The sequence below is a fragment of the Delftia sp. WY8 genome (genome assembly GCF_018437695.1).
GTDB classification, from domain to species: Bacteria; Pseudomonadota; Gammaproteobacteria; order Burkholderiales; family Burkholderiaceae_C; genus Comamonas; species Comamonas tsuruhatensis.
Genome location: NZ_CP049795.1, coordinates 2,198,528 through 2,221,205, shown reverse-complemented (window position 1 = coordinate 2,221,205; position 22,678 = coordinate 2,198,528). Strand labels below are relative to the sequence as shown.

General features: G+C 67.9%; 24 protein-coding genes. 14 read left to right on the top strand and 10 right to left on the bottom strand.

The window, feature by feature from the left end:
• The first annotated feature begins 63 nt into the window (after positions 1 to 63).
• Both G4D77_RS10210 and G4D77_RS10205 read left to right on the top strand, forming a co-directional pair.
• Positions 64 to 693, top strand: a complete 630-nt coding sequence (locus tag G4D77_RS10210) for a LysE family transporter (RefSeq protein WP_012203595.1) — start codon at positions 64 to 66, stop codon at positions 691 to 693.
• A gap of 76 nt (positions 694 to 769) precedes the next feature.
• A complete protein-coding gene (locus G4D77_RS10205) occupies positions 770 to 1,234 on the top strand; it encodes a MaoC family dehydratase (protein WP_017406698.1) in 465 nt (154 codons plus the stop codon).
• A gap of 152 nt (positions 1,235 to 1,386) precedes the next feature.
• Here G4D77_RS10205 and G4D77_RS10200 read toward each other — a convergent pair whose 3' ends face one another.
• From G4D77_RS10200 to G4D77_RS10190, 3 genes are all read right to left on the bottom strand, one after another.
• Positions 1,387 to 1,692, bottom strand: coding sequence for a DUF4148 domain-containing protein (locus G4D77_RS10200; protein ID WP_016453737.1), 306 nt, complete (start codon positions 1,690 to 1,692; stop codon positions 1,387 to 1,389).
• A 183-nt stretch (positions 1,693 to 1,875) separates the two neighbouring features.
• Positions 1,876 to 2,373 (bottom strand): tRNA (uridine(34)/cytosine(34)/5-carboxymethylaminomethyluridine(34)-2'-O)-methyltransferase TrmL, encoded by a 498-nt coding sequence (gene trmL / locus G4D77_RS10195; RefSeq protein ID WP_016450136.1) that lies wholly within the window; start codon positions 2,371 to 2,373, stop codon positions 1,876 to 1,878.
• Positions 2,374 to 2,425: 52 nt separating this feature from the next.
• Positions 2,426 to 3,169 carry a ComF family protein gene (locus tag G4D77_RS10190; protein ID WP_074923040.1) on the bottom strand — a complete coding sequence of 248 codons (744 nt, stop codon included), beginning with the start codon at positions 3,167 to 3,169 and terminating at the stop codon, positions 2,426 to 2,428.
• Positions 3,170 to 3,258: 89 nt separating this feature from the next.
• Between G4D77_RS10190 and G4D77_RS10185 the strand changes: the two genes are divergently transcribed.
• The 7 genes from G4D77_RS10185 (at position 3,259) to G4D77_RS10155 (ending at position 9,769) form a co-directional block, all read left to right on the top strand.
• Positions 3,259 to 4,161 (top strand): class I SAM-dependent methyltransferase, encoded by a 903-nt coding sequence (locus G4D77_RS10185; RefSeq protein ID WP_154835445.1) that lies wholly within the window; start codon positions 3,259 to 3,261, stop codon positions 4,159 to 4,161.
• Positions 4,162 to 4,858: 697 nt separating this feature from the next.
• Positions 4,859 to 6,040, top strand: a complete 1,182-nt coding sequence (gene coxB, locus G4D77_RS10180; protein WP_016450139.1) for a cytochrome c oxidase subunit II — start codon at positions 4,859 to 4,861, stop codon at positions 6,038 to 6,040.
• Positions 6,041 to 6,075: 35 nt separating this feature from the next.
• Entirely contained in the window at positions 6,076 to 7,746 is a 1,671-nt protein-coding gene (gene ctaD / locus G4D77_RS10175) for a cytochrome c oxidase subunit I (protein WP_016450140.1), read from the top strand.
• A 105-nt stretch (positions 7,747 to 7,851) separates the two neighbouring features.
• Entirely contained in the window at positions 7,852 to 7,959 is a 108-nt protein-coding gene (locus G4D77_RS10170) for a cytochrome oxidase small assembly protein (RefSeq protein ID WP_016450141.1), read from the top strand.
• A 28-nt stretch (positions 7,960 to 7,987) separates the two neighbouring features.
• Positions 7,988 to 8,608 carry a cytochrome c oxidase assembly protein gene (locus tag G4D77_RS10165; protein ID WP_013803985.1) on the top strand — a complete coding sequence of 207 codons (621 nt, stop codon included), beginning with the start codon at positions 7,988 to 7,990 and terminating at the stop codon, positions 8,606 to 8,608.
• Positions 8,605 to 8,817, top strand: a complete 213-nt coding sequence (locus G4D77_RS10160) for a DUF2970 domain-containing protein (protein WP_012203606.1) — start codon at positions 8,605 to 8,607, stop codon at positions 8,815 to 8,817. The genes G4D77_RS10165 and G4D77_RS10160 overlap by 4 nt, the downstream gene beginning before the upstream one ends.
• Positions 8,818 to 8,887: 70 nt before the next feature.
• The gene (locus G4D77_RS10155; RefSeq protein ID WP_016450144.1) at positions 8,888 to 9,769 is read left to right on the top strand and encodes a cytochrome c oxidase subunit 3; all 882 of its coding nucleotides are present in this window, start codon (positions 8,888 to 8,890) and stop codon (positions 9,767 to 9,769) included.
• Between the two features lie 69 nt (positions 9,770 to 9,838).
• On the opposite strand, the gene G4D77_RS10150 is transcribed toward G4D77_RS10155, so the two are convergent.
• Entirely contained in the window at positions 9,839 to 10,081 is a 243-nt protein-coding gene (locus G4D77_RS10150; protein WP_016450145.1) for a twin transmembrane helix small protein, read from the bottom strand.
• 29 nt (positions 10,082 to 10,110) lie between these two features.
• Here G4D77_RS10150 and G4D77_RS10145 point away from each other — a divergent pair, with 29 nt between their 5' ends.
• The 5 genes from G4D77_RS10145 to G4D77_RS10125 all read left to right on the top strand — a co-directional run bounded on the left by G4D77_RS10145 (position 10,111) and on the right by G4D77_RS10125 (position 15,905).
• Positions 10,111 to 10,884, top strand: coding sequence for an SURF1 family protein (locus G4D77_RS10145; protein ID WP_074923042.1), 774 nt, complete (start codon positions 10,111 to 10,113; stop codon positions 10,882 to 10,884).
• Entirely contained in the window at positions 10,871 to 11,560 is a 690-nt protein-coding gene (locus G4D77_RS10140) for an SCO family protein (RefSeq protein WP_063328002.1), read from the top strand. Before G4D77_RS10145 ends, G4D77_RS10140 begins: the two co-directional genes overlap by 14 nt.
• A 199-nt stretch (positions 11,561 to 11,759) precedes the next feature.
• A complete protein-coding gene (locus tag G4D77_RS10135) occupies positions 11,760 to 12,374 on the top strand; it encodes an SCO family protein (protein ID WP_154835443.1) in 615 nt (204 codons plus the stop codon).
• 160 nt (positions 12,375 to 12,534) lie between these two features.
• The gene (locus tag G4D77_RS10130; protein ID WP_154835442.1) at positions 12,535 to 14,130 is read left to right on the top strand and encodes a methyl-accepting chemotaxis protein; all 1,596 of its coding nucleotides are present in this window, start codon (positions 12,535 to 12,537) and stop codon (positions 14,128 to 14,130) included.
• Positions 14,127 to 15,905, top strand: coding sequence for a putative bifunctional diguanylate cyclase/phosphodiesterase (locus tag G4D77_RS10125; RefSeq protein WP_154835440.1), 1,779 nt, complete (start codon positions 14,127 to 14,129; stop codon positions 15,903 to 15,905). The genes G4D77_RS10130 and G4D77_RS10125 overlap by 4 nt, the downstream gene beginning before the upstream one ends.
• A 124-nt stretch (positions 15,906 to 16,029) precedes the next feature.
• On the opposite strand, the gene G4D77_RS10120 is transcribed toward G4D77_RS10125, so the two are convergent.
• From G4D77_RS10120 to G4D77_RS10095, 6 genes are all read right to left on the bottom strand, one after another.
• A complete protein-coding gene (locus tag G4D77_RS10120) occupies positions 16,030 to 16,713 on the bottom strand; it encodes a Crp/Fnr family transcriptional regulator (protein ID WP_154835438.1) in 684 nt (227 codons plus the stop codon).
• A gap of 227 nt (positions 16,714 to 16,940) precedes the next feature.
• Positions 16,941 to 17,918 carry a DUF6999 family protein gene (locus tag G4D77_RS10115; protein ID WP_154835436.1) on the bottom strand — a complete coding sequence of 326 codons (978 nt, stop codon included), beginning with the start codon at positions 17,916 to 17,918 and terminating at the stop codon, positions 16,941 to 16,943.
• Complete coding sequence (locus tag G4D77_RS10110; RefSeq protein ID WP_154835434.1) at positions 17,918 to 19,879, bottom strand: iron-containing redox enzyme family protein; 1,962 nt, start codon at positions 19,877 to 19,879, stop codon at positions 17,918 to 17,920. Before G4D77_RS10110 ends, G4D77_RS10115 begins: the two co-directional genes overlap by 1 nt.
• Before the next feature lie 15 nt (positions 19,880 to 19,894).
• Positions 19,895 to 20,830 carry a fatty acid desaturase gene (locus G4D77_RS10105; protein WP_133072577.1) on the bottom strand — a complete coding sequence of 312 codons (936 nt, stop codon included), beginning with the start codon at positions 20,828 to 20,830 and terminating at the stop codon, positions 19,895 to 19,897.
• On the bottom strand, positions 20,827 to 21,573 hold the full coding sequence (locus G4D77_RS10100) for a sterol desaturase family protein (RefSeq protein ID WP_154835432.1): 747 nt from the start codon (positions 21,571 to 21,573) through the stop codon (positions 20,827 to 20,829). The genes G4D77_RS10105 and G4D77_RS10100 overlap by 4 nt, the downstream gene beginning before the upstream one ends.
• 33 nt (positions 21,574 to 21,606) lie before the next feature.
• Positions 21,607 to 22,599, bottom strand: a complete 993-nt coding sequence (locus G4D77_RS10095; RefSeq protein WP_047219394.1) for a Bug family tripartite tricarboxylate transporter substrate binding protein — start codon at positions 22,597 to 22,599, stop codon at positions 21,607 to 21,609.
• Between the last annotated feature and the right edge of the window lie 79 nt (positions 22,600 to 22,678).

Genomic DNA, 22,678 nt, shown 5'->3' with positions numbered 1-22,678 from the left:
TGCGCCAGATCGGCTGCACGGTTTTAAGATGCCGGCCTGCTCCGTATTTTTAAGGTGTTTGGCATGGATTGGCACACTTGGATCGCCTACTTTGTGGCCTGCTGGATCATTGCGGTCTCCCCGGGCTCGGGCGCCGTGCTGTCCATGAGCCATGGCCTGTCGTATGGCGTGCGCAAGAGCAGCGCCACCATCTTCGGGCTGCAGCTGGGGCTGCTGACCATCTTGCTGATCGCCGGCGCGGGCGTGGGCTCGCTGCTGCTGGCCTCCGAATGGGCGTTCAACGCCGTGAAGATCGTCGGCGCCTGCTATCTGATCTACCTGGGCATCAGCCAATGGCGCTCGGGTGCCGCACCCCTGGCCACCCAGGAATCCATGCCCGAGCTCAGCGTGCGCCGCCGCGTGCTCACGGGCTTCCTGACCAACGCCACCAACCCCAAGGGCATCATCTTCATGGTGGCTGTGCTGCCCCAGTTCATGACCACCAGCCGCCCACTGTGGCTGCAGTTGCTGATCCTGGCCGCCACCATGCTGGCCGTGGACACCATGGTCATGCACGGCTATGCGGCCAGCGCCAGCGCGCTGCGCGGCTTCATGCGCAGCGCGCGTGCCGTGCGCAGCCAGAACCGGGTCTTCGGCGCGCTGCTGATGGCCGTGGGCACGGGGCTGTTCTTCGTGCAGCGCGCCTCGCGCTGAGCCCCTCCCTGGGCTAACCCTAGCCTGTCGCGCGCCCGACATGGAGCGCGCGGCACCGGCCCCTACCATTTGGGGCATGAAAACCTTCCATTCCTATTCCGAAGTGCGTGCCTGTGTGGGGCAGGAAGTCGCCGTCAGCGACTGGATCACCATCACCCAGCAGCAGGTGCAGCTGTTCGCCGATGCCACGGGCGACCAGCAATGGATCCATGTGGACCCCGAGCGCGCGTCCAAGGGCCCCTTCGGCGCGCCGATCGCGCATGGCTTTCTGACGCTGTCGCTGATTCCCCAGTTTTTCCAGAGCTGCTTTCACATCGAAGGCGCGCAAATGGGCGTGAACTACGGCCTCAACCGCGTGCGCTTCACCTCGCCCGTGCCCGTGGGCAGCCGCCTGCGCGCGCGCCTGACGCTGCAGGCCGCCGAGCCCATCGAGCCCGGCGGCCTGCAGATGACCTGGCTGGTGACCGTGGAGCGCGAAGGCGCGGACAAGCCCGCCTGCGTGGCCGAGTCCGTGGCCCGCAACTACGGTGCCAAGGCCTGAATGAAAACTGATCCCCACGCTACCCTTGCTGCGCAAGGCCCGCTGCCCCCCAAGGGGGCGCTTTCATCTTGGGGCGGCCCGGCGATGAAAAAAGCCCGCAGGCGGCACCTGCGGGCTGGCTGCGTGGTGGCAGCGGTTGCGGGGTCTGGGGCTCAGGCGCCGAAGTTCAGCTGGCCCGAACGCTCGGCAGCGGCGGCCTCGCGGCGCACTTCCTCGCGGCTCACGCCAGCGGTGGCGGTGTTCTGGATGGGCAGGTAGCCTTCGGCGACGGAGGGCATGGTGCCATTGGCCTGGGCGGCCTTCAGGTCGGCCATGACCTGGGCACGTGTCAGCGTGCTTTGGGTCTTCACTTCGGGCGGGTAGCTGCTGTTGTCGGCGTAGTCGAAGCCGGCGGCCTGGGCGGCGAAGGCGGAAACGGTGAGGGCGGCCAGGACGGCAAAACGGCGGGTGTTCTTCATGATTCAAGTCCTTTGTTTTGTTTCTGGGACAGGGCGTTCCTTGCGGAAATCGCTTGGTAACGTAGAGCCCATGACTCAAATGTAGGACGGTGTGGAATCAGGATAAACCCTTGGATTGGCAATGCGCTTTTTCAGCGGTTGAAACAATCGGCGGGGAACTTTCCGCCGACCCAGGCCGGTCGCTCAGGCCGCGCCGGGCGCGCCCTCGGCCAGTGCGGCGCCGGCAAACTGCTGCTGGCGCCAGGCTTCAAACACCGTCACGGCCACGGCGTTGGACAGGTTCAGGCTGCGCTGCTGCGGCAGCATGGGCAGGCGCAGGCGCTGCTGCGGCGGGAACTGCTCGCGCACCTCGGCGGGCAGGCCCTTGCTTTCGGAGCCGAACACCAGCCAGTCGCCGGGCTGGAAGCCGATGGCGTGGGCGGGGCTGCTGCTGTGCGTGGTCATGGCGAACATGCGCTGGCGGTCCGGCCGGCAGTCCTGCAGGAAGGCCTGCCAGTCGGCATGGCGGCGCACGGGCGCGTACTCGTGGTAGTCGAGGCCGGCACGGCGCATCAGGCGGTCTTCCATGGAAAAGCCTAGCGGCTCGATCAGGTGCAGGCTGCAGCCGGTGTTGGCGGCCAGACGGATCACATTGCCGGTATTGGGCGGGATCTCCGGCGCGACGAGAACGATATGGAACATGGCCCGTATTGTGTCGCGGCGGCAGATGCCCCCGGGCCCCGGTCCCCTGCGGTCAGGGCGTGCGCGCCAGCACCAGGGCGCTGACCTCGGCCGCGCCTGCGCGGCGCAGGCAGGTGGCCAGCGCGTGCAGGCTGGCGCCCGTGGTCATCACATCGTCGATCAACAGGATCTTGCGGCCGCACACGTGGGCCAGCTGCGCAGGTGGCACGGCAAAGACCGTGCGCAGCTGGCGCAGGCGCAGGGCGCGCGGCAGGTCATGCTGGGCCTGTGCCGTGTGGGCGCGCTGCACGGCCTGGTGCCGCAGCTTGCCCCGGGTGGATGCGCTGCAGAGCGCGCGGGCCAGCACCAGGGTCTGGTGAAAGCCGCGCTCTCGCAGGCGCTGCGGCGACAGCGGCATGGGCAGCAGCAGGTCGCATTGCTGCAGTTGCTCGCGCGCCTGAGGCAACTCCAGCAGCAGATCGGCCAGGCTGCGTGCCAGGCCGGTATCTCCCCGGAACTTGAAGTCGCCGATCACCGTGTGCCACGGGTAGGCATAGTCCAGCGCGGCCAGGCAGTGCGTCAGCGGCGGCGGCTTGATCAGGCAGGCGCCGCAGGTGCGGGGACCATCGGCGCCGGTGCGGGCCGGCAGCGGCATGGCGCAGCGCCCGCATCGCGCCATGGGTCCGGCCCAGCGTGCGCGGCAGTCCTGGCACAGGCGCCGCGCAGGCCAGCGGTGGCAGACGGCGCATTGGCTGGGCAGCAGGCCGGGCAGGCCGGCATGCCAGCGCGAAAGCCATGACGCAGGCAGGTTGGGCATGGAGTCAATATACTCGCGCCGCGTCCGCCACCCCTTTGCTCCGGGGCCGGGCGCCTGTCTTTTGAGGAGCACGGATTCCCCGCCCAGCCATGTCCCACGAATTGCCTCCCACCATCGATCCGGCCGCCGCATTGCGCTGGCAGCAGGGCGCGCCTGCGGCCTCGCCGTGGCTGCATGAGGAGGTGGCGCGCCGCATGCAGGAGCGGCTGGACTGGATCGTCAAGCCGCCCCAGCGCTGGTGCCACTGGCAGCCCGTGCGCGGCGGCCTGCAGGCCCATGCGCTGCTGCGCCAGCGCTATGCGCAGTCCGAATGCCTGGTCTATGAAGCCTCGCCGCTGCATGAGGCCGCCGCCCGCGAGCAGCTGGGCGCGCGCTGGTGGCAGCCCGCGCGCTGGACCGGGGGCGCCACGCGCTTCGGCGAGCCCGAGCCCGCCGGCGTGGACATGCTGTGGGCCAACATGGCCCTGCACCAGCAGGCCGACCCGCAGGCGCTGATCACGCGCTGGCACCAGGCGCTGTCCGTGGACGGCTATGTGATGTTCTCCTGCCTGGGGCCCGATACGCTGCGCGAACTGCATGCCCTCTACGCCCAGCTCGGCTGGCCGCCCGCCGGGCAGGCCTTCACCGACATGCATGACTGGGGCGACATGCTGGTGCACGCAGGCTTCAGCGAGCCGGTGATGGACATGGAGCACATCACGCTGACCTTTGCCACGCCCGAGCGGCTGCTGCAGGAGCTGCGCGAGCTGGGCCGCAACTTCCATCCGCAACGCTTTGCCGCGCTGCGCGGCCGCCGCTGGCAGCAGCGCCTGCACGACGGCTTGCGCGAACGGCTGGCCGGCCCCGACGGGCAGCTGGCGCTGACCTTCGAGATCGTCTACGGCCATGCCTACAAGCCGCAGCCGCGCGTGCGCCTGGAGTCCAGCAGCGCCGTGTCGCTGGAGGACATGCGCAGCATGCTGCGCCAGCCGCGCAACACGGGTTTGCGATAGCCTGAATGTCGCTTTCCGGTCATTGATCGAAAACAAAAACGTCTACACTTTTCCCGAGCTGACAGAGACAACAGCTTTTCCCTGGGCTCGCTCTCCCGGGCCGGGAAAAGACCAGCGGTCCGCAGGCCGAAAGGGGAGACGATTTGGTGTTTCGCTTTGCCACGGGAACGAGAACGGGCCGGCGCATTCAAGAGTGGCCCGCCCGCAAGTTTGATCATCACCGGCTGCAGCAGTGCCTGCTCCTCTGGGAGCGGGCACTGGTCTTTCTGTCCCTGTGTTCCCTGCTGCCCGCACTGCTGGGCCGCATGCGCTGCCTTCTTCCATCCGCTCCCGGCCCGCACGGCACACACGGCACACACGGCACACACGGCACACACGGCACACATGCCCTGAAGGGCCGGCGCGCGCGCATCCTCCCATCCACTTTGCTGCTGTCCCCCGAGTTCATGCGCCTGCAGGCGCAGGCGGGGATGGCGGCCCGCCCCCATCCTGGTCCCACGTCCGAGCTGCCGTTGATGCCGGCTGGCACGCTATTGGTGATTGCGCGCAGGCACATCTGCTGCGCTTTCATGCATGCTCGGACAGTTGAGGCCGGGAGTTGCCCTTTGGGCAGGCGTTGAACGGTCTGGCTGCGCGGCCCCCACGCCGGCGCAGCGGAGCGAGTGGATAACCCGAGGCTTAGATGTAAGTGAAAACTATGAAAAGTATTTCCACCAGGCTGGTTCTCTGGGGCTTGATGAGTGTGGCAGGGGCAGGCTCCCTTGCACATGCGGCGACAGATCTGCCAGGCGGCCCGGCCGTCAATCAGCTCAACCTTCATCCGGCGGTCACGCGCATCGCGCATGAGCAGCATTACCTGCACTGGATGATGCTGATCATCTGCACGGTGATCTTCATCGGCGTGTTCGCCGTGATGTTCTATTCGATCTGGAAGCACCGCAAATCGCGCGGCGCCAAGGCCGCGAACTTCCACGAATCGGCCACGGTCGAGGTGGTCTGGACCGTCGTGCCCTTCATCATCGTCGTGCTCATGGCGCTGCCGGCCACCAAGGTGCTGGTGGCGCAGAAGGACACCACCAACGCCGATGTCACGATCAAGGCCACGGGCTACCAGTGGAAATGGGGCTACGACTACATCAACGGCGAAGGCGAGGGCCTGAGCTTCATCTCCACGCTGGACAGCAGCCACCGCGTGCTGTCCGACAGCGGCGATGTGTCCAAGGCACCCAACGACTACCTGCTCAAGGTGGACAACCCGCTGGTCGTGCCCGTGGACCGCAAGGTGCGCATCATCACCACGGCCAACGACGTGATCCACTCCTTCATGGTGCCGTCCTTCGGCATCAAGCAGGATGCGATTCCGGGCTTCGTGCGCGACACCTGGTTCCGCGCCGAGAAGACCGGCGACTACTACGGCCAGTGCGCCGAGCTGTGCGGCAAGGAGCATGCCTACATGCCCATCCACGTGAAGGTGCTGTCCAATGACGGCTACAAGGCCTGGGTGGACGAGCAAAAGAAGATCGCCGCCGCCAAGAAGGACGACCCCAGCAAGGTCTGGTCCCTGCAAGACCTGATCGCACGCGGCGAGAAGGTCTATGCGGCCAACTGCGCGGCCTGCCACCAGGCCAACGGCAAGGGCGCCGGTCCTATCAAGGCGCTGGACGGCAGCCCCGTGGTCCTGGGTCCCACGGCCGAGATGATGCATGTGGTGCTGGAAGGCCGTGCCAACGGCGCCATGCCCGCCTGGAAGCAGCTGAGCGATACCGAGCTGGCCGCCGTGGTCACCTTTGCCAAGAACCACTGGTCCAACAAGACCGGCCAGCTGGTGCAGCCGGCCGAGTTCGTGGCCGCCCGCACCGGCAAGTTCCCTGCGCAGTGAGCACGCAAGACAGATGAGCGATTGGAGATAACAGCATGAGCGCCGTACTTCCCCCCATCCACAGCCCTGCGGGCGAGGGCCACGAACATGCGCATGAGCACGAGCATGGACACGGGCATGACGACCATCACCACCACGCCACGCCCACGGGCTGGCGGCGCTGGATGTTCGCCACCAACCACAAGGACATCGGCACGCTGTACCTGCTGTTCTCGTTCACCATGCTGATGGTGGGCGGGGTGCTGGCGCTGCTGATCCGCGCCGAGCTGTTCCAGCCCGGGCTGCAGATCGTCAACCCCGAGCTGTTCAACCAGCTGACCACCATGCACGGCCTGATCATGGTGTTCGGCGCCATCATGCCGGCCTTCGTGGGCTTTGCGAACTGGATGCTGCCGCTGCAGATCGGCGCCTCCGACATGGCCTTCGCGCGCATGAACAACTTCAGCTTCTGGCTGCTGATCCCGGCCGGCCTGATGCTGGTGGGCTCGTTCTTCATGCCCGGCGGCGCACCTGCCGCAGGCTGGACGCTGTATGCGCCGCTGACGCTGCAGATGGGGCCGTCCATGGACACCTCCATCCTGGCCATGCACATCATGGGCGCCAGCTCCATCATGGGCGCCATCAACATCATCGTCACCGTGCTCAACATGCGCGCGCCCGGCATGACGCTGATGAAGATGCCCATGTTCGCCTGGACCTGGCTGATCACGGCCTACCTGCTGATCGCCGTCATGCCCGTGCTGGCCGGCGCCATCACCATGACGCTGACGGACCGCCATTTCGGCACCAGCTTCTTCAACCCCGCAGGCGGCGGCGATCCGGTGATGTACCAGCACATCTTCTGGTTCTTCGGCCACCCCGAGGTCTACATCATGATCCTGCCGGCCTTCGGCATCATCAGCCAGATCGTGCCGGCCTTCAGCCGCAAGAAGCTGTTCGGCTATGCGTCCATGGTGTATGCGACCTCGTCCATCGCCATCCTGTCCTTCATCGTGTGGGCGCACCACATGTTCACGACCGGCATGCCCGTCACGGGCCAGCTGTTCTTCATGTACGCCACCATGCTGATCTCGGTGCCCACGGCCGTGAAGATCTTCAACTGGGTGGCCACCATGTGGCGTGGCTCCATGACCTTCGAGACGCCCATGCTGTTCTCGGTGGGCTTCATCTTCGTGTTCACCATGGGCGGCTTCACGGGCCTGATCCTGTCGATGGCGCCCATCGACATCCAGCTGCAGGACACCTACTACGTGGTGGCCCACTTCCACTACGTGCTGGTGGCCGGATCGCTGTTCTCCATGTTCGCGGCCTACTACTACTGGGCGCCCAAGTGGACGGGCGTGATGTATTCGGAGACGCGCGGCCAGATCCACTTCTGGGGCTCGCTGATCTTCTTCAACATCACCTTCTTCCCCATGCACTTCCTGGGCCTGGCGGGCATGCCGCGCCGCTATGCCGACTACCCCATGCAGTTCGCCGACTTCAACATGGTGGCCTCGCTGGGCGCGCTGGGCTTTGGCCTGATGCAGGTGTATTTCTTCCTCTTCGTCGTCGTGCCCGCCATGCGCGGCAAGGGCGAGAAGGCGCCGCAAAAGCCCTGGGAGGCTGCCGAAGGCCTGGAGTGGGAAGTGCCCTCGCCGGCGCCGTTCCATACCTTCGAGACGCCGCCCAAGCTGGATGCGACGGCGACCCGCGTCATAGGCTGAAATGAACCACCGCCTGGGTCGCTTCGCGCCTTCCCCCTTCCTTGGTGTCCCTGGGGTGGGGCGCGACAGTCTCAGAGATTGCCAGTAGTCATGGAGATCAGAAAAATGGATGCACAGCAACGAAAAGCCAACGTGCGGCTGGCGCTGATCCTGGTATCGGTGGCGCTGGTCTTTCTGGCCGGCTTCGTGATCAAGATCACCGTGCTCCATTGAGCGCTTGAAGGCAACAGGAGGGCAATCCGTGAGCGTGCGCAGTGAAAACGCGAAGATGGTGGGCAAGCTGGCCGTGGTGGCGCTGGGCATGTTTGCCTTCGGCTACGTGCTGATTCCCATCTACAAGCACATCTGCGAGCTCACGGGCATCAACATCCTGTCGCTGTCCGAGCGCCAGGTGCCGGGCAACGGCACGGCCGGGCGCGATGTGAAGCTGCCCGCCAACTCGCAGGTGGACAAGAGCCGCACCATCACCGTGGAGTTCGACGCCAACGCGCGCGGGCCCTGGGACTTCAAGCCGGCGCAGCGCTCCATCCAGGTCCATCCGGGCGAGCTGGCCACGGTCATGTACGAGTTCCAGAATGTGCAGGACCGCCGCATGGCAGCCCAGGCGATACCGAGCTATGCGCCACGCCAGGCGGCCGCGCATTTCAACAAGCTGGAGTGCTTTTGCTTTTCGCAGTACACGCTGGAGCCCGGGGAAAAGCGCGAATGGCCGGTGGCCTTCGTGATCGATCCGCGCATCTCCAAGGATGTGACCACGATCACGCTGTCCTATACCTTCTTCGAGGTGGGCGGCAGGACGCCGGCCGCACCCACGGGCGAGGCGCCGGTGGCGGCAGGGCCGAAGCAGGAGCCCGCCTCATGAATGAGCCGCAGCCACGGGAGCCGCGCCGCCCGCCCAGCGTGTGGCGCACGGTGCGCGCCGTGGCCTGGTCGCTCTTCGGCGTGCGCAGGGGAAGCGAGTACCAGCAGGACGGGGAGCGCATCACGCCGCTGCATGTGATTGCAGTGGGGCTGGCGGCCATCTTCGTGCTGGTGCTGGGATTGATCGCGCTGGTCAAGCTCGTGGTCTGAGCGGCGCGGCCATCGGAGACAGAGAGTGATAGACGGGAAACCGAGAACCAAGAATTTCAGGAGCTGAGCAATGAGTGCAACCACCCACGGCAAAACGCCTTACTACTACGTGCCGGCCGAGTCCAGCCACCCCGTCATGGCGGCGGCGGGGCTGTTCTTCGTGATCCTGGGCGCGGGCAACTGGATCAATGGGCATGAATGGGGCATGTACAGCCTGGGCCTTGGCCTGGTCTGGTGGCTGGCCGTGCTCTTTTTCTGGTTCCGGGAAGCCGCGCATGAGAGCGAGTCGGGCAAGTACGGGCGCAAGATCGACCTGTCCTTCCGCTGGAGCATGAGCTGGTTCATCTTCTCCGAGGTGATGTTCTTCGGCGCCTTCTTCACCGCCCTGTGGTGGGCGCGCTCGCATTCGGTGCCCGCGCTGGGCAGCCTGGACAACGCCTTGCTGTGGCCCGACTTCAAGGCGGTCTGGCCCAGCATGGCGGCCGGCGCCACGGCCTCGCCGGCCAACAGCGTCGAGCCCTTCCAGACCGTGGGCCCGTTCTGGCTGCCCACCATCAACACGGCGCTGCTGCTGACCTCGGGCGTGACGCTGACCATCGCCCACCATGCGCTGCAGGCCGGCCACCGCGCCCGCACCATCGCCTTCATGTGGATGACGGTGATCCTGGGCTTCGTCTTCCTGTGCGTGCAGGGCTACGAGTACTACCACCTGTACACGGATCTGAACCTCAAGCTGTCCTCGGGCGTGTTCGGCTCGACCTTCTTCCTGCTCACGGGATTCCACGGCTTCCACGTCTTCGTGGGCATGCTGATGCTGTTCTTCATCACCATGCGCCTGCATGCCGGGCACTTCACGGCCGAGCGGCATTTCGGCTTCGAGGGCGCGGCATGGTACTGGCACTTCGTGGACGTGGTGTGGCTGTTCCTCTACGTGCTGGTCTACTGGATGTAGTCTGTATCCGGCCCCATGCAAAAAGAAGCGCCAGGGCGCTTCTTTTTGTTTGCGGGGCAGGGGGCTTGTCTATTGCCCGGCGGTCCAGCCGGTGGGATGGATGTAGCCCAGCTTGGCCGCCAGCAGCACGCACAGGAACAGCGCGATGGACAGGCCCACGCGCAGCGCCAGTGCACGGAACATGGCGCGGCTGCGGCGCCTGTCGTCGCCCGCTCCCTGCTGGTCTTCGGGATTGCGGCGCATCATGAAGAACAGGGCGCTGCCCAGACTGGCGACAATGGCCAGCAGGGCGAGAACGATCACGAATTTCATGGGTGGATTATCCGGTGCGTGTTTCCAGAATGCCAGAGCGCTGGCGGTTTGTACTGATCACCTTGGCCGCGCTGATCGGCGTGGCCGTCACGCTGTCCCTGGGCCGCTGGCAGCTGCAGCGCGCGGCCTACAAGCAGGAACTGTTCGACGCCGTGCAGCGCCAGCAGGGCCTGCCGCCGTGGAGCAACGCCCAGCTGGCAGCCGTGCAGCCCGGTGCGGTGCCGAACCCCGAAGCCGCGCCCTGGCTGCACCGTCCCGTGCAATTGCAGGGCCACTGGATTGCGGGGCAGACGCTGTACCTGGACAACCGCCAGATGCAGGGCCAGCCGGGCTTCTTTGTGCTCACGCCGCTGCGGCTGGCCGCGCCGCATGAGGATGTGGTGATTGCCGTGCAGCGCGGCTGGGTGCCTCGCAACTTCCTGGACCGCACAGCCTTGCCCGAAGTGCAGACGCCCGAAGGCCTGGTGACCGTTGAGGGGCGCATGGAGGCCGCGCCGTCCCGGCTCTACGAATTCGGCCGTGCAGGGGCAGACCCTGATGGGCAAAAGTCGCGCATCCGACAGAATGTGGACATTGCCGAATGGGCCGTGGCCTCCGGGCTGCCGCTGCGCGAATGGAGCCTGCTGCAGACCGGCGAAGCCAGCGAAGGCCTGCGGCGCGACTGGCCCGTTGTGACGGCCGGTGTCGAGAAACACCATGGCTATGCGTTCCAATGGTTTGGACTTGCGGCCCTGATCACGCTTTTGTATGTCTGGTTCCAAATCGTCCGACGCTTTGTCCGCCCGCGCCATGCCCGCTCCTGAGACTCCCCTGGAGATGACCGTCCATGGCCTGCCACCCTTGCAGCCTGGCCTTGCCGGCGCGCAACGCACGCGCAGCGGCCGCTGGAAGATGCTGGCCGTGTTCGCGGTCTGCGCCGCGCCCGTGGTGGCCTCCTATTTCACCTACTACGTGCTGCGGCCTGGCCAGCAGCGCAGCTTTGGCGAGCTGATCGCCGCCCAGCCGGCCCTGCCTTCGGCCACGGCCACCACGCTGGACGGCGCGCCGCTGCCGCTGCAGTCGCTCAAGGGCCAGTGGCTGCTGCTCAGCGTGGCGGGCGGTGCCTGCGGCAGCGCCTGCGAAAGCCATCTCTATCTGCAGCGCCAGCTGCGCGAGACACTGGGCCGTGAAAAGGACCGGCTGGACCGGGTCTGGCTCATCTCCGACGACGCACCCGTGCCCGCGCACCTGCGCCCCGCGCTGGCCCAGGCCACGGTGCTGCGCGTGCCCGAGGCCGTGCTGCGCGGCTGGCTGCAGCCGGCGCCCGGCCATGCGCTGCAGGACCACCTGTACGTGGTGGACCCGCAGGGCCACTGGATGATGCGCATGCCCGCAGGCCTGGGCATGGCCGATGCCGGCAAGGCCAAGCGCGACCTGGACCGGCTGCTGCGTGCATCGGCTTCCTGGGACACGGCAGGGCGTCCGGGCGACGGCGAGTAAGGCTGGCCAGTAGGCTTTGGTACGCCCCGGTAGGCCGGCAGGCAGGCCCCGCGGCGCCGGGGTCTTGCGGTTATGGGTTATGGTTTGCGGCTGTGCGAAAGCGCCTTCAGCGGACGCTTTCGCCTTTTCCCTTTCCAGCCCGGGCGGCGCGCAGGCTTTGCGGCCACGCAGCCTGCGGCAACTACCTTGTTGAGGAAGCATGAACAAACGGACAGCGCTGCGCTTTCTGGGCGTGACCGCCATGGCATGGGGCGCCCTGGCGCTGAGCGGATGCTCGCGCGAGGCCAAGACCAGTTTCCAGGGTGTCGATGTCACGGGCGCCGAATACGCCAAGGACATTCCCCTGCGCGATGTGGACGGCAAGCAGCGCAGCATCAAGGACTTTGCGGGCAAGGTCGTCGTGGTCTTCTTCGGCTACACGCAATGCCCCGACGTCTGCCCCACCACGCTGCAGGAGCTGGTCGAGGTCAAGCAGCAGCTGGGCGCCGATGGCGACAGGCTGCAGGGCGTCTTCGTCACCCTGGACCCCGAGCGCGACACGCCCGAGGTGCTCAAGGCCTACCTGGGCAACTTCGACCCCGGCTTCGTCGGCCTGCACGGCACGCCCGAGGAGACGGCGGCCGTGGCCAAGGATTTCAAGCTCTTCTACAAGAAGGTGCCCGGCAAGACCGAAGGCACCTACACGCTGGACCATTCGGCCGGCAGCTATGTCTATGACACGGCCGGCCGCCTGCGCGTGTATGAGCGCTACGGCGGCGGCCCGCAGGTGCTGGGCGCCGACGTCAAGGCCCTGCTGCAGGAAAAGCGTCCCTGATCCTGCGCGCGCCGCAGCCAGTGTGACCGCCGTCACATTGGCTGCGTTTAGGCGCGATGCGGCACACCATCCCTGATGTGCATCGCTGCAGGACTGCTTAGAGTGGGCCCCGCCTGGAGCGTCATGCCGACGCCACGCCCATCTCCAAGAGACCTGATCCATGCGGCGAAACGTGTACGTCACCCAGCGTGAGTACCCTTTGAACGAAGGAGAGACGCTTCTTTCCGTCACCGACCTGAAGGGGCGCATCGTCTATGCCAACGATGCCTTCATCCGCGTCAGCGGCTTCGAGGCCGCCGAGCTCTACGGCAAGGCCCACAGCATCGTGCGCCATCCGGACATGCCGGCCGCCGCCTTTGCCGACATGTGGACCACCATCCAGCGAGGGCTGCCCTGGAGCGCCCTGGTCAAGAACCGGCGCAAGAACGGCGACCACTACTGGGTGCGCGCCAACGCCAGTCCCATACGCCATGCGGGCACCGTGGTCGGCTACCTGTCCGTGCGCACCCGGCCGCAGCCGTGCGAGGTGCAGCAGCATGCGGCGCTCTATGAACAGATCAATGCCGGCGTGCGCTCGCTGGGCCTGCACCGGGGCTTCCCAGTGGGGCGTGGCGCCGCGGGCGCGCTGCAGCGCTGGTGGCGCTTCAGGCCGCTGGCCTGGCGGGCGCAGGCCATGGTGGCGGGACTGTGGCTGCTGGGATCGGCCGGGCTGTGGTTGCCGTCGCTGCAGGCCTGGGCCTCGGCTTTGCCCCTGTCCCTGACGCTGGCCGAGATCTGGCCCGCCTGGCTGTTCTGGAGCCTGGCTTGCGTGGCCGCCGGGCAGTGGCTGCGCACCAGGCTGCTCATGCCCCTGGCTGCCCTGCGCGGACAGGCCCAGGCCGTGGCCAGCGGGCAGCAGACGGGGGAACTGTTCACGCAGCGCACGGACGAGATCGGCGCCATCGGCGGCGCCGTGCGACAGACCGGACTCAACCTGGTCTCCCTGGTGGACGACATCCAGGGCAAGAGCGACCAGGTGCGCCGCTGCGCGCTGGCCGTGCAGCAGGGCAGCACCGAACTGAGCGACCGCACCGAGGCTGCCGCCGCCAGCCTGGAGCAATCGGCCCAGGCCATGCAGGCCCTGGCCTGCGCCATAGAGCGCAGCAGCGCCCAGGCCGGCGAGGCCGCCCGCCGCGCGCGGCATGGCGTGGACATGGCCGGGCAGAGCAGCCGCATGGTCGCGCAACTGGACCAGGGCATGCGCGGCGTGGCCCGGACCAGCGACCAGGTCGGGGAGATCAGCTCGCTCATCGACGGCATTGCCTTTCAGACCAATCTGCTGGCGCTCAACGCCGCCGTGGAGGCCGCGCGCGCCGGCGAGCACGGCAAGGGCTTTGCCGTGGTGGCCGACGAGGTGCGCGGCCTGTCCCAGCGCAGCGCCCACGCTGCGCGCCAGATCAAGGCATTGATCGAGGCATCGCAGCAGCAGGTGGCGCAAAGCTGCGCCATGGCGCGCGAAATGGGCGAGGCCATGCTCGCCGTGCAGGCCGACATGCGCGAGCAGCTGCTGCTGGCCGAAGGCATGCAGGCCGCCAGCCAGGCCCAGGCCGGTGGCGTGCAACAGGTACAGGCCGCCGTGCAGCAGCTCGAACAGATGACCCAGCACAACGCCACGCTGGCGCGCGACACCATCGCGCACGCGCAGCAGCTGGCCGGGCAGGCTCAGGCGCTGGAGGCTGCGGCATCGGTCTTCCACGGCAAGGGGCCGTCCGCATGATGGCGTCGGCCTGGAGCGCGCAAGCCGGCCATCTGATCGGGCCGTGCGAGGCGCTGGATGAGGAGCTCAAGCGCGTGGCCATGGAGGCCGCGCCCGACGGCATCGTGCTCGTGGATCGCAAGGGCCGCATCCTGCTGGCCAATCCCGCCATGCAGGCCATGAGCGGTTATGGCGCCTCCGAGCTGCTGGGCCGTCCGCTGCAGATGCTGCTGCCGCCCGAGGTGCATGCGGCCCATGGGCCGCAGCTGCAGTCCTACTTCGCCCAGCCCGCGCGCCGGCCCATGGGGCAGGGGCGGGACCTGTGGCTGCTGCGCAAGGACGGCAAGCGCCTGTCCGTGGACATCGCCCTGGGCCATTCCCCGCACGGCGGGGGCGTGGCCGTGGCCTTTGTGCGCGACCTGTCGCAGCTGCGCCAGATGGAGGCCTGCATGCACTACCACGCCACGCACGACACGCTCACCGGCCTGCTCAACCGCTGGCAGTTCGGGTTGCAGCTGGAGCAGGCGATCTCGCAGGCGCAGGCGCAAGTGGGTTCGGGCTCGGGCTCGGGCACCGGGCCCGCGTCCTTTGCGCTGCTGCTGCTCGACCTTGACAACTTCAAGGCCATCAACGACGGATATGGCCACGACGTGGGCGACCAGGTGCTCAAGGAAGTGGCGCGCCGCCTGCAGGCCGCGCTGGGCACTTCGGCCACGCTGGCGCGCATGGGCGGTGACGAATTCACCGCCGTGCTGCATCCCTGCAACGGGCCGGACCTGCGCCGGCGCGTCGACGCGCTGCTGGGCGAGCTGTGCCGGCCCTGCGCCATCGGCCACTACGCGCTGAACTTCGGCGCCAGCGTGGGCGTGGCCTTCTACCCGCAGGACGCGGGCGATGCGGCCACCCTCATGCGCTATGCCGACATGGCCATGTACGACGCCAAGCAGCGCGGCCGTGCCTCCTACGCCTGCTATGCCAGCGCCATGGGCGAGGCCATGGCCGAGAAAGTGCTGCTGCACGAACGCCTCAAGCGCGCCCTGGACCGGGGTCTGCTGAGCCTGCATTTCCAGCCCCAGGTGCAGGTGCTGGGCGGCCAGGTCCAGGGCGTGGAGGCCCTGCTGCGCTGGAACGACGAGCAGATGGGCTGGGTCTCGCCGGAGCGCTTCGTGCCCGTGGCCGAGTCCACGGGCCTGATCCTCGCTCTGGGCGAATGGGTGATCGATGCGGCCTGCCGCCAGGCCGGCGACTGGCTGCGCGCAGGCATGCCGCTGCGCGTGGCGGTCAACCTCTCGGCCCAGCAACTGCGCCAGGCCGACCTGCAGCAGCGCCTCATGGGCAGCCTGGCCCGGCATGGCGTGCCGCCGCACCTGCTGGAGCTGGAAGTCACCGAGTCCGCCGCCATGACCGACCCGCAGCAGGCGCGCGAACTGCTGGGCAGCCTGCTTGCCGCAGGCGTCTGCGTGGTGCTGGATGATTTCGGCACCGGCTACTCCTCGCTGGCCCACCTGCGCGATCTGCCCGTCTCGCGCGTGAAGATAGACCGCACCTTCATCGGCCCCATGCTCGACAGCCCGGCCGACGCCAAGATCGTCAAGGCCGTGATCGCGCTGGCCCGCACCCTGGGCCTGCAGGTGGTTGCCGAAGGCGTGGAAACCGCCGAGCAGCTGCGCCTGCTGCGCATCCTGGACTGCGACGCCTACCAGGGCTGGCTCTTCGCCCGCGCCATGCCGGCGGAGCAGATTCCCGCGCTGATTCACAAGCCCGTGGCGACCTTGCTGGCGCAGCAGGAGGAATAGGCGCTTGAGCATCAAACTGCGGACTGTTGCGATGGGAAGGGAGCGATGGTGAGCAGGGACGGCGGTTCTGCCAAACCTGGCGCTTGATGTTGCAACAGGTCGGCAAGCCTATCGGTCCGCCCGATCAACCGCCACGCCTCTCGCACCCCACCTCCTTCACCCCACCCCCACTGATCCTCGACAACACCGCAGGCTGCAGCACGCAGTGCCATCGATCCGGCCGCTCCAGCGCGCCCAGTTGCACCAGGCGCACAAGGCTGCGTGCGATGGTTTCGCGCGTGGTGGCCAGCAGGGCGGCCAGTGCACCCTGGCTGGGCAGGCGTACGAGCAGGCTTGACTGCAGCGCGGCCAGTTGCATCAGGGTGGCGGCCAGCTGGCGCAGCACGCCGGGGATGCGGACGATGTGGGCCCATTCCGCCAGCAGGGCGTTGTTGCAGGTGTAGCTGGTGGCCAGCGCGCGCACGAAGGCGGCATCGACCAGGCCGCGGCGCGTGATGGTGGCGATGTCCACGCAGCAGATGCGCCCCGGGCCCAGGGCCTCGAAGTGCATGGCCGAGGGCTGCTGCAGCCAGCCCGGGCTGCCCAGCGCGTGGCCGTTGCCGAACAGTGCCACGGGCCGCTGCACGCCGTCGCCGCCACGGCGGATGGCCAGAACGAAACCGAGCTTGATCACCTGGAATTCATGGGCAACGCAGCCTTGCGCCTGGAGCTTCTGGCCCTTGGCCAAGCCGCGTTCGCGGATATGCGGCAGCCATTGCTGGAATGCGGGCTCGGGTAACTGGCCCAGCAGGCAATGGGACGAACGCATGCATTCGCTGCAGCGTACGGCTGAAGGCGCAAAGGACGACGATGGCATGGCACGGACGGTTCGAAGGCGCCGCAAGCCAGGGCAGGAGGCGCCCTGGCGCTGGCAGGGACCCGGGCGTGCGGCCAGGGCGAAGCCGTGCAGGCTAGCGGGCCCTGCGGCTGAATGCAACGTGATGTAACCGTTTTCGCGCCAGATGGCGTCAATCCACCGCTGTTCCTTGACCTGGGTCAGACGGCTGCCGTGCTGCTGGTGCTGCTGGCATGGTCGGCACCGCTGGCCGTTTCGCTGCCGTGGGCGCGGGCGGCTTCGCGCATGCGTGCCAGCTCGCGTGCGGGCAGGGGGATGTCGCCGCTGGCGACCTTCATCAGCAGGCAGTGCAGCATTTCGGTGGACAGGCCGTGCAGCACCAGGCGGTGGCCGGCGCGCAGGGTGGACAGGGGCACCAGCGGGTGCTTGTTGTTGAGCATGACCAGGTGCTCGGGCGAGGCGAGGATCTTGGCCGCATAGATGGCCACGGTCTCGTCCAGCTGCAGCGAGTTGCTGGCGCGCCAGAAGTCGTTGTCGGTCAGCAGCAGCTGGTAGACGGGCGTGTAGACCTCGATGGCGCTTTGCAGGTCCAGCAGGTTCAGGCGCCCGCGCGGCATGTCCTCCAGGCGCAGGGGCGGGTTGCGCAGCATGGCGAAGTCGGGCTCGGCCACGGGCTGCAGTTCCTGGCCTGCGGCGCGCAGCGCGTTGTTCAGGCGGATGACGAAGTTGAACAGGTTCAGGTCGTGCCTGAGGAACAGGTCGTCCCTGATGTCGTCGATGCTGCCTGGCTCCAGCGGTGTGGTGGACACGGGCGTGGGCGCGTTGGCCGCGACAAAGGCCAGGATCTGCGAGCCAAGGTGGAAGTGGCGCAGGATGAGCCAGTTGGCCTCGGGCGAGACGAAGCGGTTCATGCTGAAGGCCAGCAGCCGGTGCAGCAGCCTGGAGTGGGCCCAGTTGCGCGGCAGCAGCACCTTGAGGATCTGGATGAGGACGATGCTGGTGCGCGCCAGCGGCCGCAGAAAGGGCAGCAGGTATTGGCGCGAGCCGCTGCTGCAGTCGCGCAGCCAGGCGGCCTTGACGTCGTCGGGCAGCGGCGTGCTCTGGTCCAGGTACAGGGCACGCCAGGGGCTGGGGTCGCGCTCGTCGTGGGGCTGGTCGATGAAGTCTGGCGGTGGCATCAGTTCTCCTCGGTCAGGACATGCTCGAACTGCATCAGGTACAGCGCCGCCGTGTGGCGCGCGGTGCGCACGATGGCCTGCGCCGCCGTGCCCCCGCTGCCGTCTGTGTCGTCTGTGCCGTCCAGCGCCATCACCATCTGCACGGCCATGAGCCAGCGTTCCAGGTGGTGTTCGTCGTTGGCTCCGTGGTATTCCAGGAAGCGGAAGGCATCGGGCGGCAGCGGCAGGCTGGCGCGCAGCAGCGGCAGCAGGCTGGGCACGATGCGCTGGCCCGTGCCTTCGATGATGTAGATGGCGCCCAGCAGGCCCACGGGATTGGGCGTGGCGGCCAGGCCGTGCAGGTAGGCGTTGAGCGCCTCGCCGCCGGGGTTGCGGCGCAGGCGGGTGAGGTCGGTCTCGGTGCCGCCGGCCTTGAGGTAGTCCTCGTGCAGGATGCGGAAGTCGTTCTGCTCCTCGCCCGCATGCACGTCGATCAGCGCGGCCAGCGACGCGTGCTCGCCGGTCAGCGAGGCCGCGCCCTCGCGCATCCACAGGCTGCCCTCGCGCACCTGGGGAACCCAGTGGCTCATCCAGCGCACGTAGTCCGCCGTCTGCAGCCTGCCTGTGCGTATGCGCTGCAGCAGCGGCGTGCGCCACACGCGCGAGCGGTAGTCCTGCCAGAGGCTGGCCAGTTCGGTCAGCAGCGGCGCGAGCGTGGCCGGGGCCTGGTTCGGGTCGTGGGGCGGGGCGATGGTGGAGACATCGGGCAGCAGGTCCGGGGCAGCGGGAGCTTCGGCGGTGGCACTGCGTGCTGCGGCGGTGGCCGGGGTGGCGGTGGGAGCCTGGGCCGCATCCTCCACTTCCAGCAGCATGTAGCCGGCCGTGAAGCGGCCCGATTCGGGAATGAAGCACAGCACGGTATCGCCGTGCTTCAGGCGCGCCGATTGCGTGCGCAGGAACTCGGACAGCATCACGAAGATGGAGGCCGCGCCCGTGTTGCCGCGCCAGGCCAGGTTGCTCCACCAGCGTTCGCGCGATATGCCGAGCTGGGCCTTTCCCAGCAACTCGTCCACCACGGGGATGAAGCGCTCCGACGAGTAGTGGCACAGGAAGTGGTCTATGCCGCGCCCGGGCACCCAGCCCGTGTGCGCCAGGTGGGCGTATTCGTGGATGCAGACATCGAACAGGTGCGGCAGCAGGCGGATGTCCTGGCGCAGCGACAGCGCGCCTGCGGCCTCGGCCTCGCCCCAGGCGGCAAAGTCCAGGTGGCTGGTGGCGCGGTCGGGCGTCAGGCCCAGCTGCATGCAGACCGGGTAGTCGCCCGCAAAGCTGCGCAGGTGCGTCCAGCGCAGCTTCAGGCGCAGGCCGGGCGCCTGGGGCAGGGCCTGCGGGCCGCCCAGCAGCACGGCGCCTGCGCCATCGGACAGCATCCAGCGCAGGAAGTGGGCGTCGAAATCCGTGTTGTATCCCTGGGCCGCGAAGCGCGAGCGCTTGAACAGGCGCGAGGGCATTTCGCTGGCCACGGCCAGGGCCAGCGAGTCGGGCGCGCGGTCCACGGCCTGGGCCGCCGCCTGCAGCGCGCCCACGCTGGCGGCGCAGACGCCGTGCACGGACAGGGTCTCCATGGGCGGCGCGGCCATCTCGCCCTGGATCATGCTGGCAAAGCCGGGCATGAGCGCATCGCCGCCCGAGGAACCGCTGGCCAGGAAGCCCACATCGCCCAGCGCGCGCCCGGCCTGCGCCAGGCAGTCCTGGATGGCCTGGGCGGCCATGGCCGTGTTGCTGTGCACGGTGCGGCCTTCGGCGTCGATGGCGTAGTGGCGCTGGACAATGCCGTTCTCGGCCAGGATGCGGCGCTTGAGGCGCTCGGACAGGCGGTTGAGCGGCGCCACGTAGGCATCCATGCCTGCGTTGTCCACGGGTTCACCGGGCAGGAACATGCCTGCGGCATGCAGATAGACGTTGGAATAGGCGACGGGCATGGGTTCTGGGACGTATCAGTCGTATGTTCCGGGAGGCATTTGCGCGCGCGTGCGCGCCGGCGGCCAGACCGTGCCGAGCACGAAGACGCGGGCCATGTAGGGTAGCAGTCCGCCTTCGTTGAGCGCGGGAGCCACGCGCTGGCGGTAGTGCTCGCTGTGCAGGCGCGTGAGCTCTGACCAGTGGGCCTGGGGCCGCTCGTGGTGGGCCGTGTGCAGGCCGATGTTGAACAGCAGCGGATTGACCCAGCCCTCGAAGTTGCGCGCGTAGTTCAGTGGCGTGGCGCTGTCCAGCCGCTGGCCGCGCGTCAGTGGCCGGCCATCGGCATGGGCGTGCTGCAGGTAGTTGGTGGCCAGCAGCCAGTGCAGGCCATGCAACTGGGGAACGATCACCAGCAGCAAGGCCTTTTGCCAATCCAGCGATAGCAGCAGCGCCCAGCTGCCCAGCCACAGCAGGTACTGGCCCATGCAGTAGCGAAAGGCGCCGGGCCAATGCCGCCGCAGCTGGCCCAGCCAGCGCAGGAACAGCGGGTACAGCACCCAGCCGGCCTGCAGCGGGTGCAGGAGGTAGCCCAGCAGATGGTTGTGGTCGCCGCCGAAGCGGTAGGTGCGTGCCATGTCGCGCGGGCCGTGGCGGAAGCGGTGGTGGTTGGCCACATGGGCGGGCCAGAACACAAAGGTCGGGTGGCCCTGCAGCAGGGTCAGCCAGTAGTCGGTGAAGCGGTTGGCCCAGCGCCCGCGCCACATGCGCAAATGCGTGTGGTTGTGGTGGATGACGCCCACGCCCAGCGTGAGGAACAGCTCGATCCCGTAGAGCCACAGGTTCCAGCCATGCTGCCACTGCCACCACACGATCAGCGGCAGCGCCACCAGATAGGCCAGCGACTGCAGGTCGCGCCCGTGGCGCAGCCGGGGCAGCCGGGGCTGGACGTGGCGAGCAGGCGGTCGGCTCATTCCGTCCTGGGCCGGGCCGTGGCGGGCAGGGCCACGCGCGTGCGCATCAGCCGGTCCATGAAGGCCAGCGCAAAGCCATAGTTGCCGTTGGGCCGGGCATGGTGCAGGTGGTGGCGCCGGCTGGCGGCCAGCGCATGCGTGTCGGACACCCCGGGAAAGAAGTCGTAGTTGGAGTGGCCTATGACGTTCAGCAGCAGGCTGAGTACCGGCACCGAGGCCAGCGACCAGAAACTGAAGTCATGCACCACCATGGGCAACAGGATGACGTTGCCCAGCATCAGCGCCTCGATGGGATGGAAGCTGTAGGTGGACCACGGCGTGGTGACGATGGAGCGGTGATGGTCACCATGAAAGCGCCCCAGCAGCCGCGTATGCAGCAGGCGGTGGTTGATCCAGAAATGCACATCGTTCCAGATCAGCAGCACCACGATTTCGACGGCAATGCGCCAGGGGCCTGCATCGGGCTCCAGCCGCGCCCACCCCAGTTGCAGAAGGCCCCAGGGCACGATCATGCCGATGCCGAAGATCAGCACCGAATGCAGCGACTGGCGCCATTCGCGCTGCAACTGGTCGGGCTTGAGCGGGCGCGTGTCCAGCACGCGGCCCACGCCGCGCCGCTGCAGCCAGCGCGTGAGCGCCGTCATGCCCCAGCCGCCGGCCAGGTAGAGCACGCCAAAGAAGGCCAGGCCCCAGGCCATGACCTGCCAGGCGTTGAGTTCGGTAAAGGCTTGGGCTGCGGTCATGGGGGTGTCAAAGAGGGCACGTCACTGGGCGCATCATTGTGCGCGTATGCCCTGTTCGCGGATGATGCGGCCCAGCGTCGCCACGTCCTGGCGCATGCGCAGGGCCAGGCCTTCGGGCGAGCTGCCCACGGCCTGCCAGCCCTGGGCGGCCAGGCGCGCGCGCATCTCGGGCGAGCGCACGATCTCGCTCACGGCCTCGGCCAGCTTGTGCACATGGGCGGCGGGCATGGCCTTGGGCGCGGCCACGGCGTTCCAGATCTCCAGGTCGAAATCGCCCACGCCCAGCTCCTTGAGGCTGGGCAGGCCCGGCGCCAGCGGGCTGCGCGCGGCCGAGGTCACGGCCACGCCGCGCAGCTTGCCGGCCTGGACCTGGGCCATGGCCAGCGCGGGCGGCAGCATGGACAGCTGCAGGTCGCCGCCCTGGATGGCGTTGAACACCTGCGGGTAGCCGGGATAGGGAATGTGCTCGGGCCTGAGCGCGGAGCGGCTCTTGAGCAGCTCCATGCCCAGGTGGCCCACGGTGCCCACGCCGGGCGAGCCGTAGCTCCAGCGGCTGCCGGCCTGGGCAGCGGCCTCCAGGAAGGCCCGGCCCTCGGGCGCGCCGGCCGGCGCCACCAGCACCAGGGGTGCCACGCCGATCAGGCTGACGGGCTGCAGGTCCTTGACGGGGTCGTAGCGCACGGCGGGGTTGAGCAGGCGGGCAATCGTCAGGTTGCCGTTGATCATCACGCTGAAGGTATGGCCATCGCGCGCACGGGCCACCTGCTCGCCTGCAATGTTGCCGCCTGCTCCCACCTTGTTCTCGACGATGACGGGCTGGCCCAGACGCTTTTCCAGCGGCTCGGCCAGGGCGCGCGCCGTGAGGTCGGGGGAGGAGCCCGCGGGAAAGCCCACGATCAGATGCAGGGGCCTGCTGGGCCACTGGTCGCCCGCCACGGCGGCGCAAGGCAGCAGGGCCGAAGCCAGGGCGGTGGCCAAGGCATTGGCGAAGAGGCGGCGTAGTGGCGAGATGGCGCTGGCGGGCATGGGGTACGTGGGGGCCGCAAAGGCTGCGGGCAATAAAAAACCCGGAGATTATCCGGGTTTGTCTTGAAGCAGCCTGTCA

Excerpts from the sequence above, each read along its gene's own strand:
- G4D77_RS10155 (WP_016450144.1), top strand. The coding sequence starts at position 8,888 with ATGAGTGCAACCACCCACGGCAAAACGCCTTACTACTACGTGCCGGCC.
- G4D77_RS10120 (WP_154835438.1), bottom strand. The coding sequence starts at position 16,713 with ATGCGTTCGTCCCATTGCCTGCTGGGCCAGTTACCCGAGCCCGCATTC.
- G4D77_RS10150 (WP_016450145.1), bottom strand. The coding sequence starts at position 10,081 with ATGAAATTCGTGATCGTTCTCGCCCTGCTGGCCATTGTCGCCAGTCTG.
- G4D77_RS10145 (WP_074923042.1), top strand. The coding sequence starts at position 10,111 with ATGCCAGAGCGCTGGCGGTTTGTACTGATCACCTTGGCCGCGCTGATC.
- G4D77_RS10110 (WP_154835434.1), bottom strand. The coding sequence starts at position 19,879 with ATGCCCGTCGCCTATTCCAACGTCTATCTGCATGCCGCAGGCATGTTC.
- G4D77_RS10105 (WP_133072577.1), bottom strand. The coding sequence starts at position 20,830 with ATGAGCCGACCGCCTGCTCGCCACGTCCAGCCCCGGCTGCCCCGGCTG.
- trmL (WP_016450136.1), bottom strand. The coding sequence starts at position 2,373 with ATGTTCCATATCGTTCTCGTCGCGCCGGAGATCCCGCCCAATACCGGC.
- G4D77_RS10190 (WP_074923040.1), bottom strand. The coding sequence starts at position 3,169 with ATGCCCAACCTGCCTGCGTCATGGCTTTCGCGCTGGCATGCCGGCCTG.
- G4D77_RS10200 (WP_016453737.1), bottom strand. The coding sequence starts at position 1,692 with ATGAAGAACACCCGCCGTTTTGCCGTCCTGGCCGCCCTCACCGTTTCC.
- G4D77_RS10140 (WP_063328002.1), top strand. The coding sequence starts at position 10,871 with ATGCCCGCTCCTGAGACTCCCCTGGAGATGACCGTCCATGGCCTGCCA.
- coxB (WP_016450139.1), top strand. The coding sequence starts at position 4,859 with ATGAAAAGTATTTCCACCAGGCTGGTTCTCTGGGGCTTGATGAGTGTG.
- G4D77_RS10205 (WP_017406698.1), top strand. The coding sequence starts at position 770 with ATGAAAACCTTCCATTCCTATTCCGAAGTGCGTGCCTGTGTGGGGCAG.
- G4D77_RS10210 (WP_012203595.1), top strand. The coding sequence starts at position 64 with ATGGATTGGCACACTTGGATCGCCTACTTTGTGGCCTGCTGGATCATT.
- G4D77_RS10115 (WP_154835436.1), bottom strand. The coding sequence starts at position 17,918 with ATGCCACCGCCAGACTTCATCGACCAGCCCCACGACGAGCGCGACCCC.
- G4D77_RS10160 (WP_012203606.1), top strand. The coding sequence starts at position 8,605 with ATGAATGAGCCGCAGCCACGGGAGCCGCGCCGCCCGCCCAGCGTGTGG.
- G4D77_RS10125 (WP_154835440.1), top strand. The coding sequence starts at position 14,127 with ATGATGGCGTCGGCCTGGAGCGCGCAAGCCGGCCATCTGATCGGGCCG.
- G4D77_RS10185 (WP_154835445.1), top strand. The coding sequence starts at position 3,259 with ATGTCCCACGAATTGCCTCCCACCATCGATCCGGCCGCCGCATTGCGC.
- G4D77_RS10100 (WP_154835432.1), bottom strand. The coding sequence starts at position 21,573 with ATGACCGCAGCCCAAGCCTTTACCGAACTCAACGCCTGGCAGGTCATG.
- ctaD (WP_016450140.1), top strand. The coding sequence starts at position 6,076 with ATGAGCGCCGTACTTCCCCCCATCCACAGCCCTGCGGGCGAGGGCCAC.
- G4D77_RS10135 (WP_154835443.1), top strand. The coding sequence starts at position 11,760 with ATGAACAAACGGACAGCGCTGCGCTTTCTGGGCGTGACCGCCATGGCA.
- G4D77_RS10170 (WP_016450141.1), top strand. The coding sequence starts at position 7,852 with ATGGATGCACAGCAACGAAAAGCCAACGTGCGGCTGGCGCTGATCCTG.
- G4D77_RS10095 (WP_047219394.1), bottom strand. The coding sequence starts at position 22,599 with ATGCCCGCCAGCGCCATCTCGCCACTACGCCGCCTCTTCGCCAATGCC.
- G4D77_RS10130 (WP_154835442.1), top strand. The coding sequence starts at position 12,535 with ATGCGGCGAAACGTGTACGTCACCCAGCGTGAGTACCCTTTGAACGAA.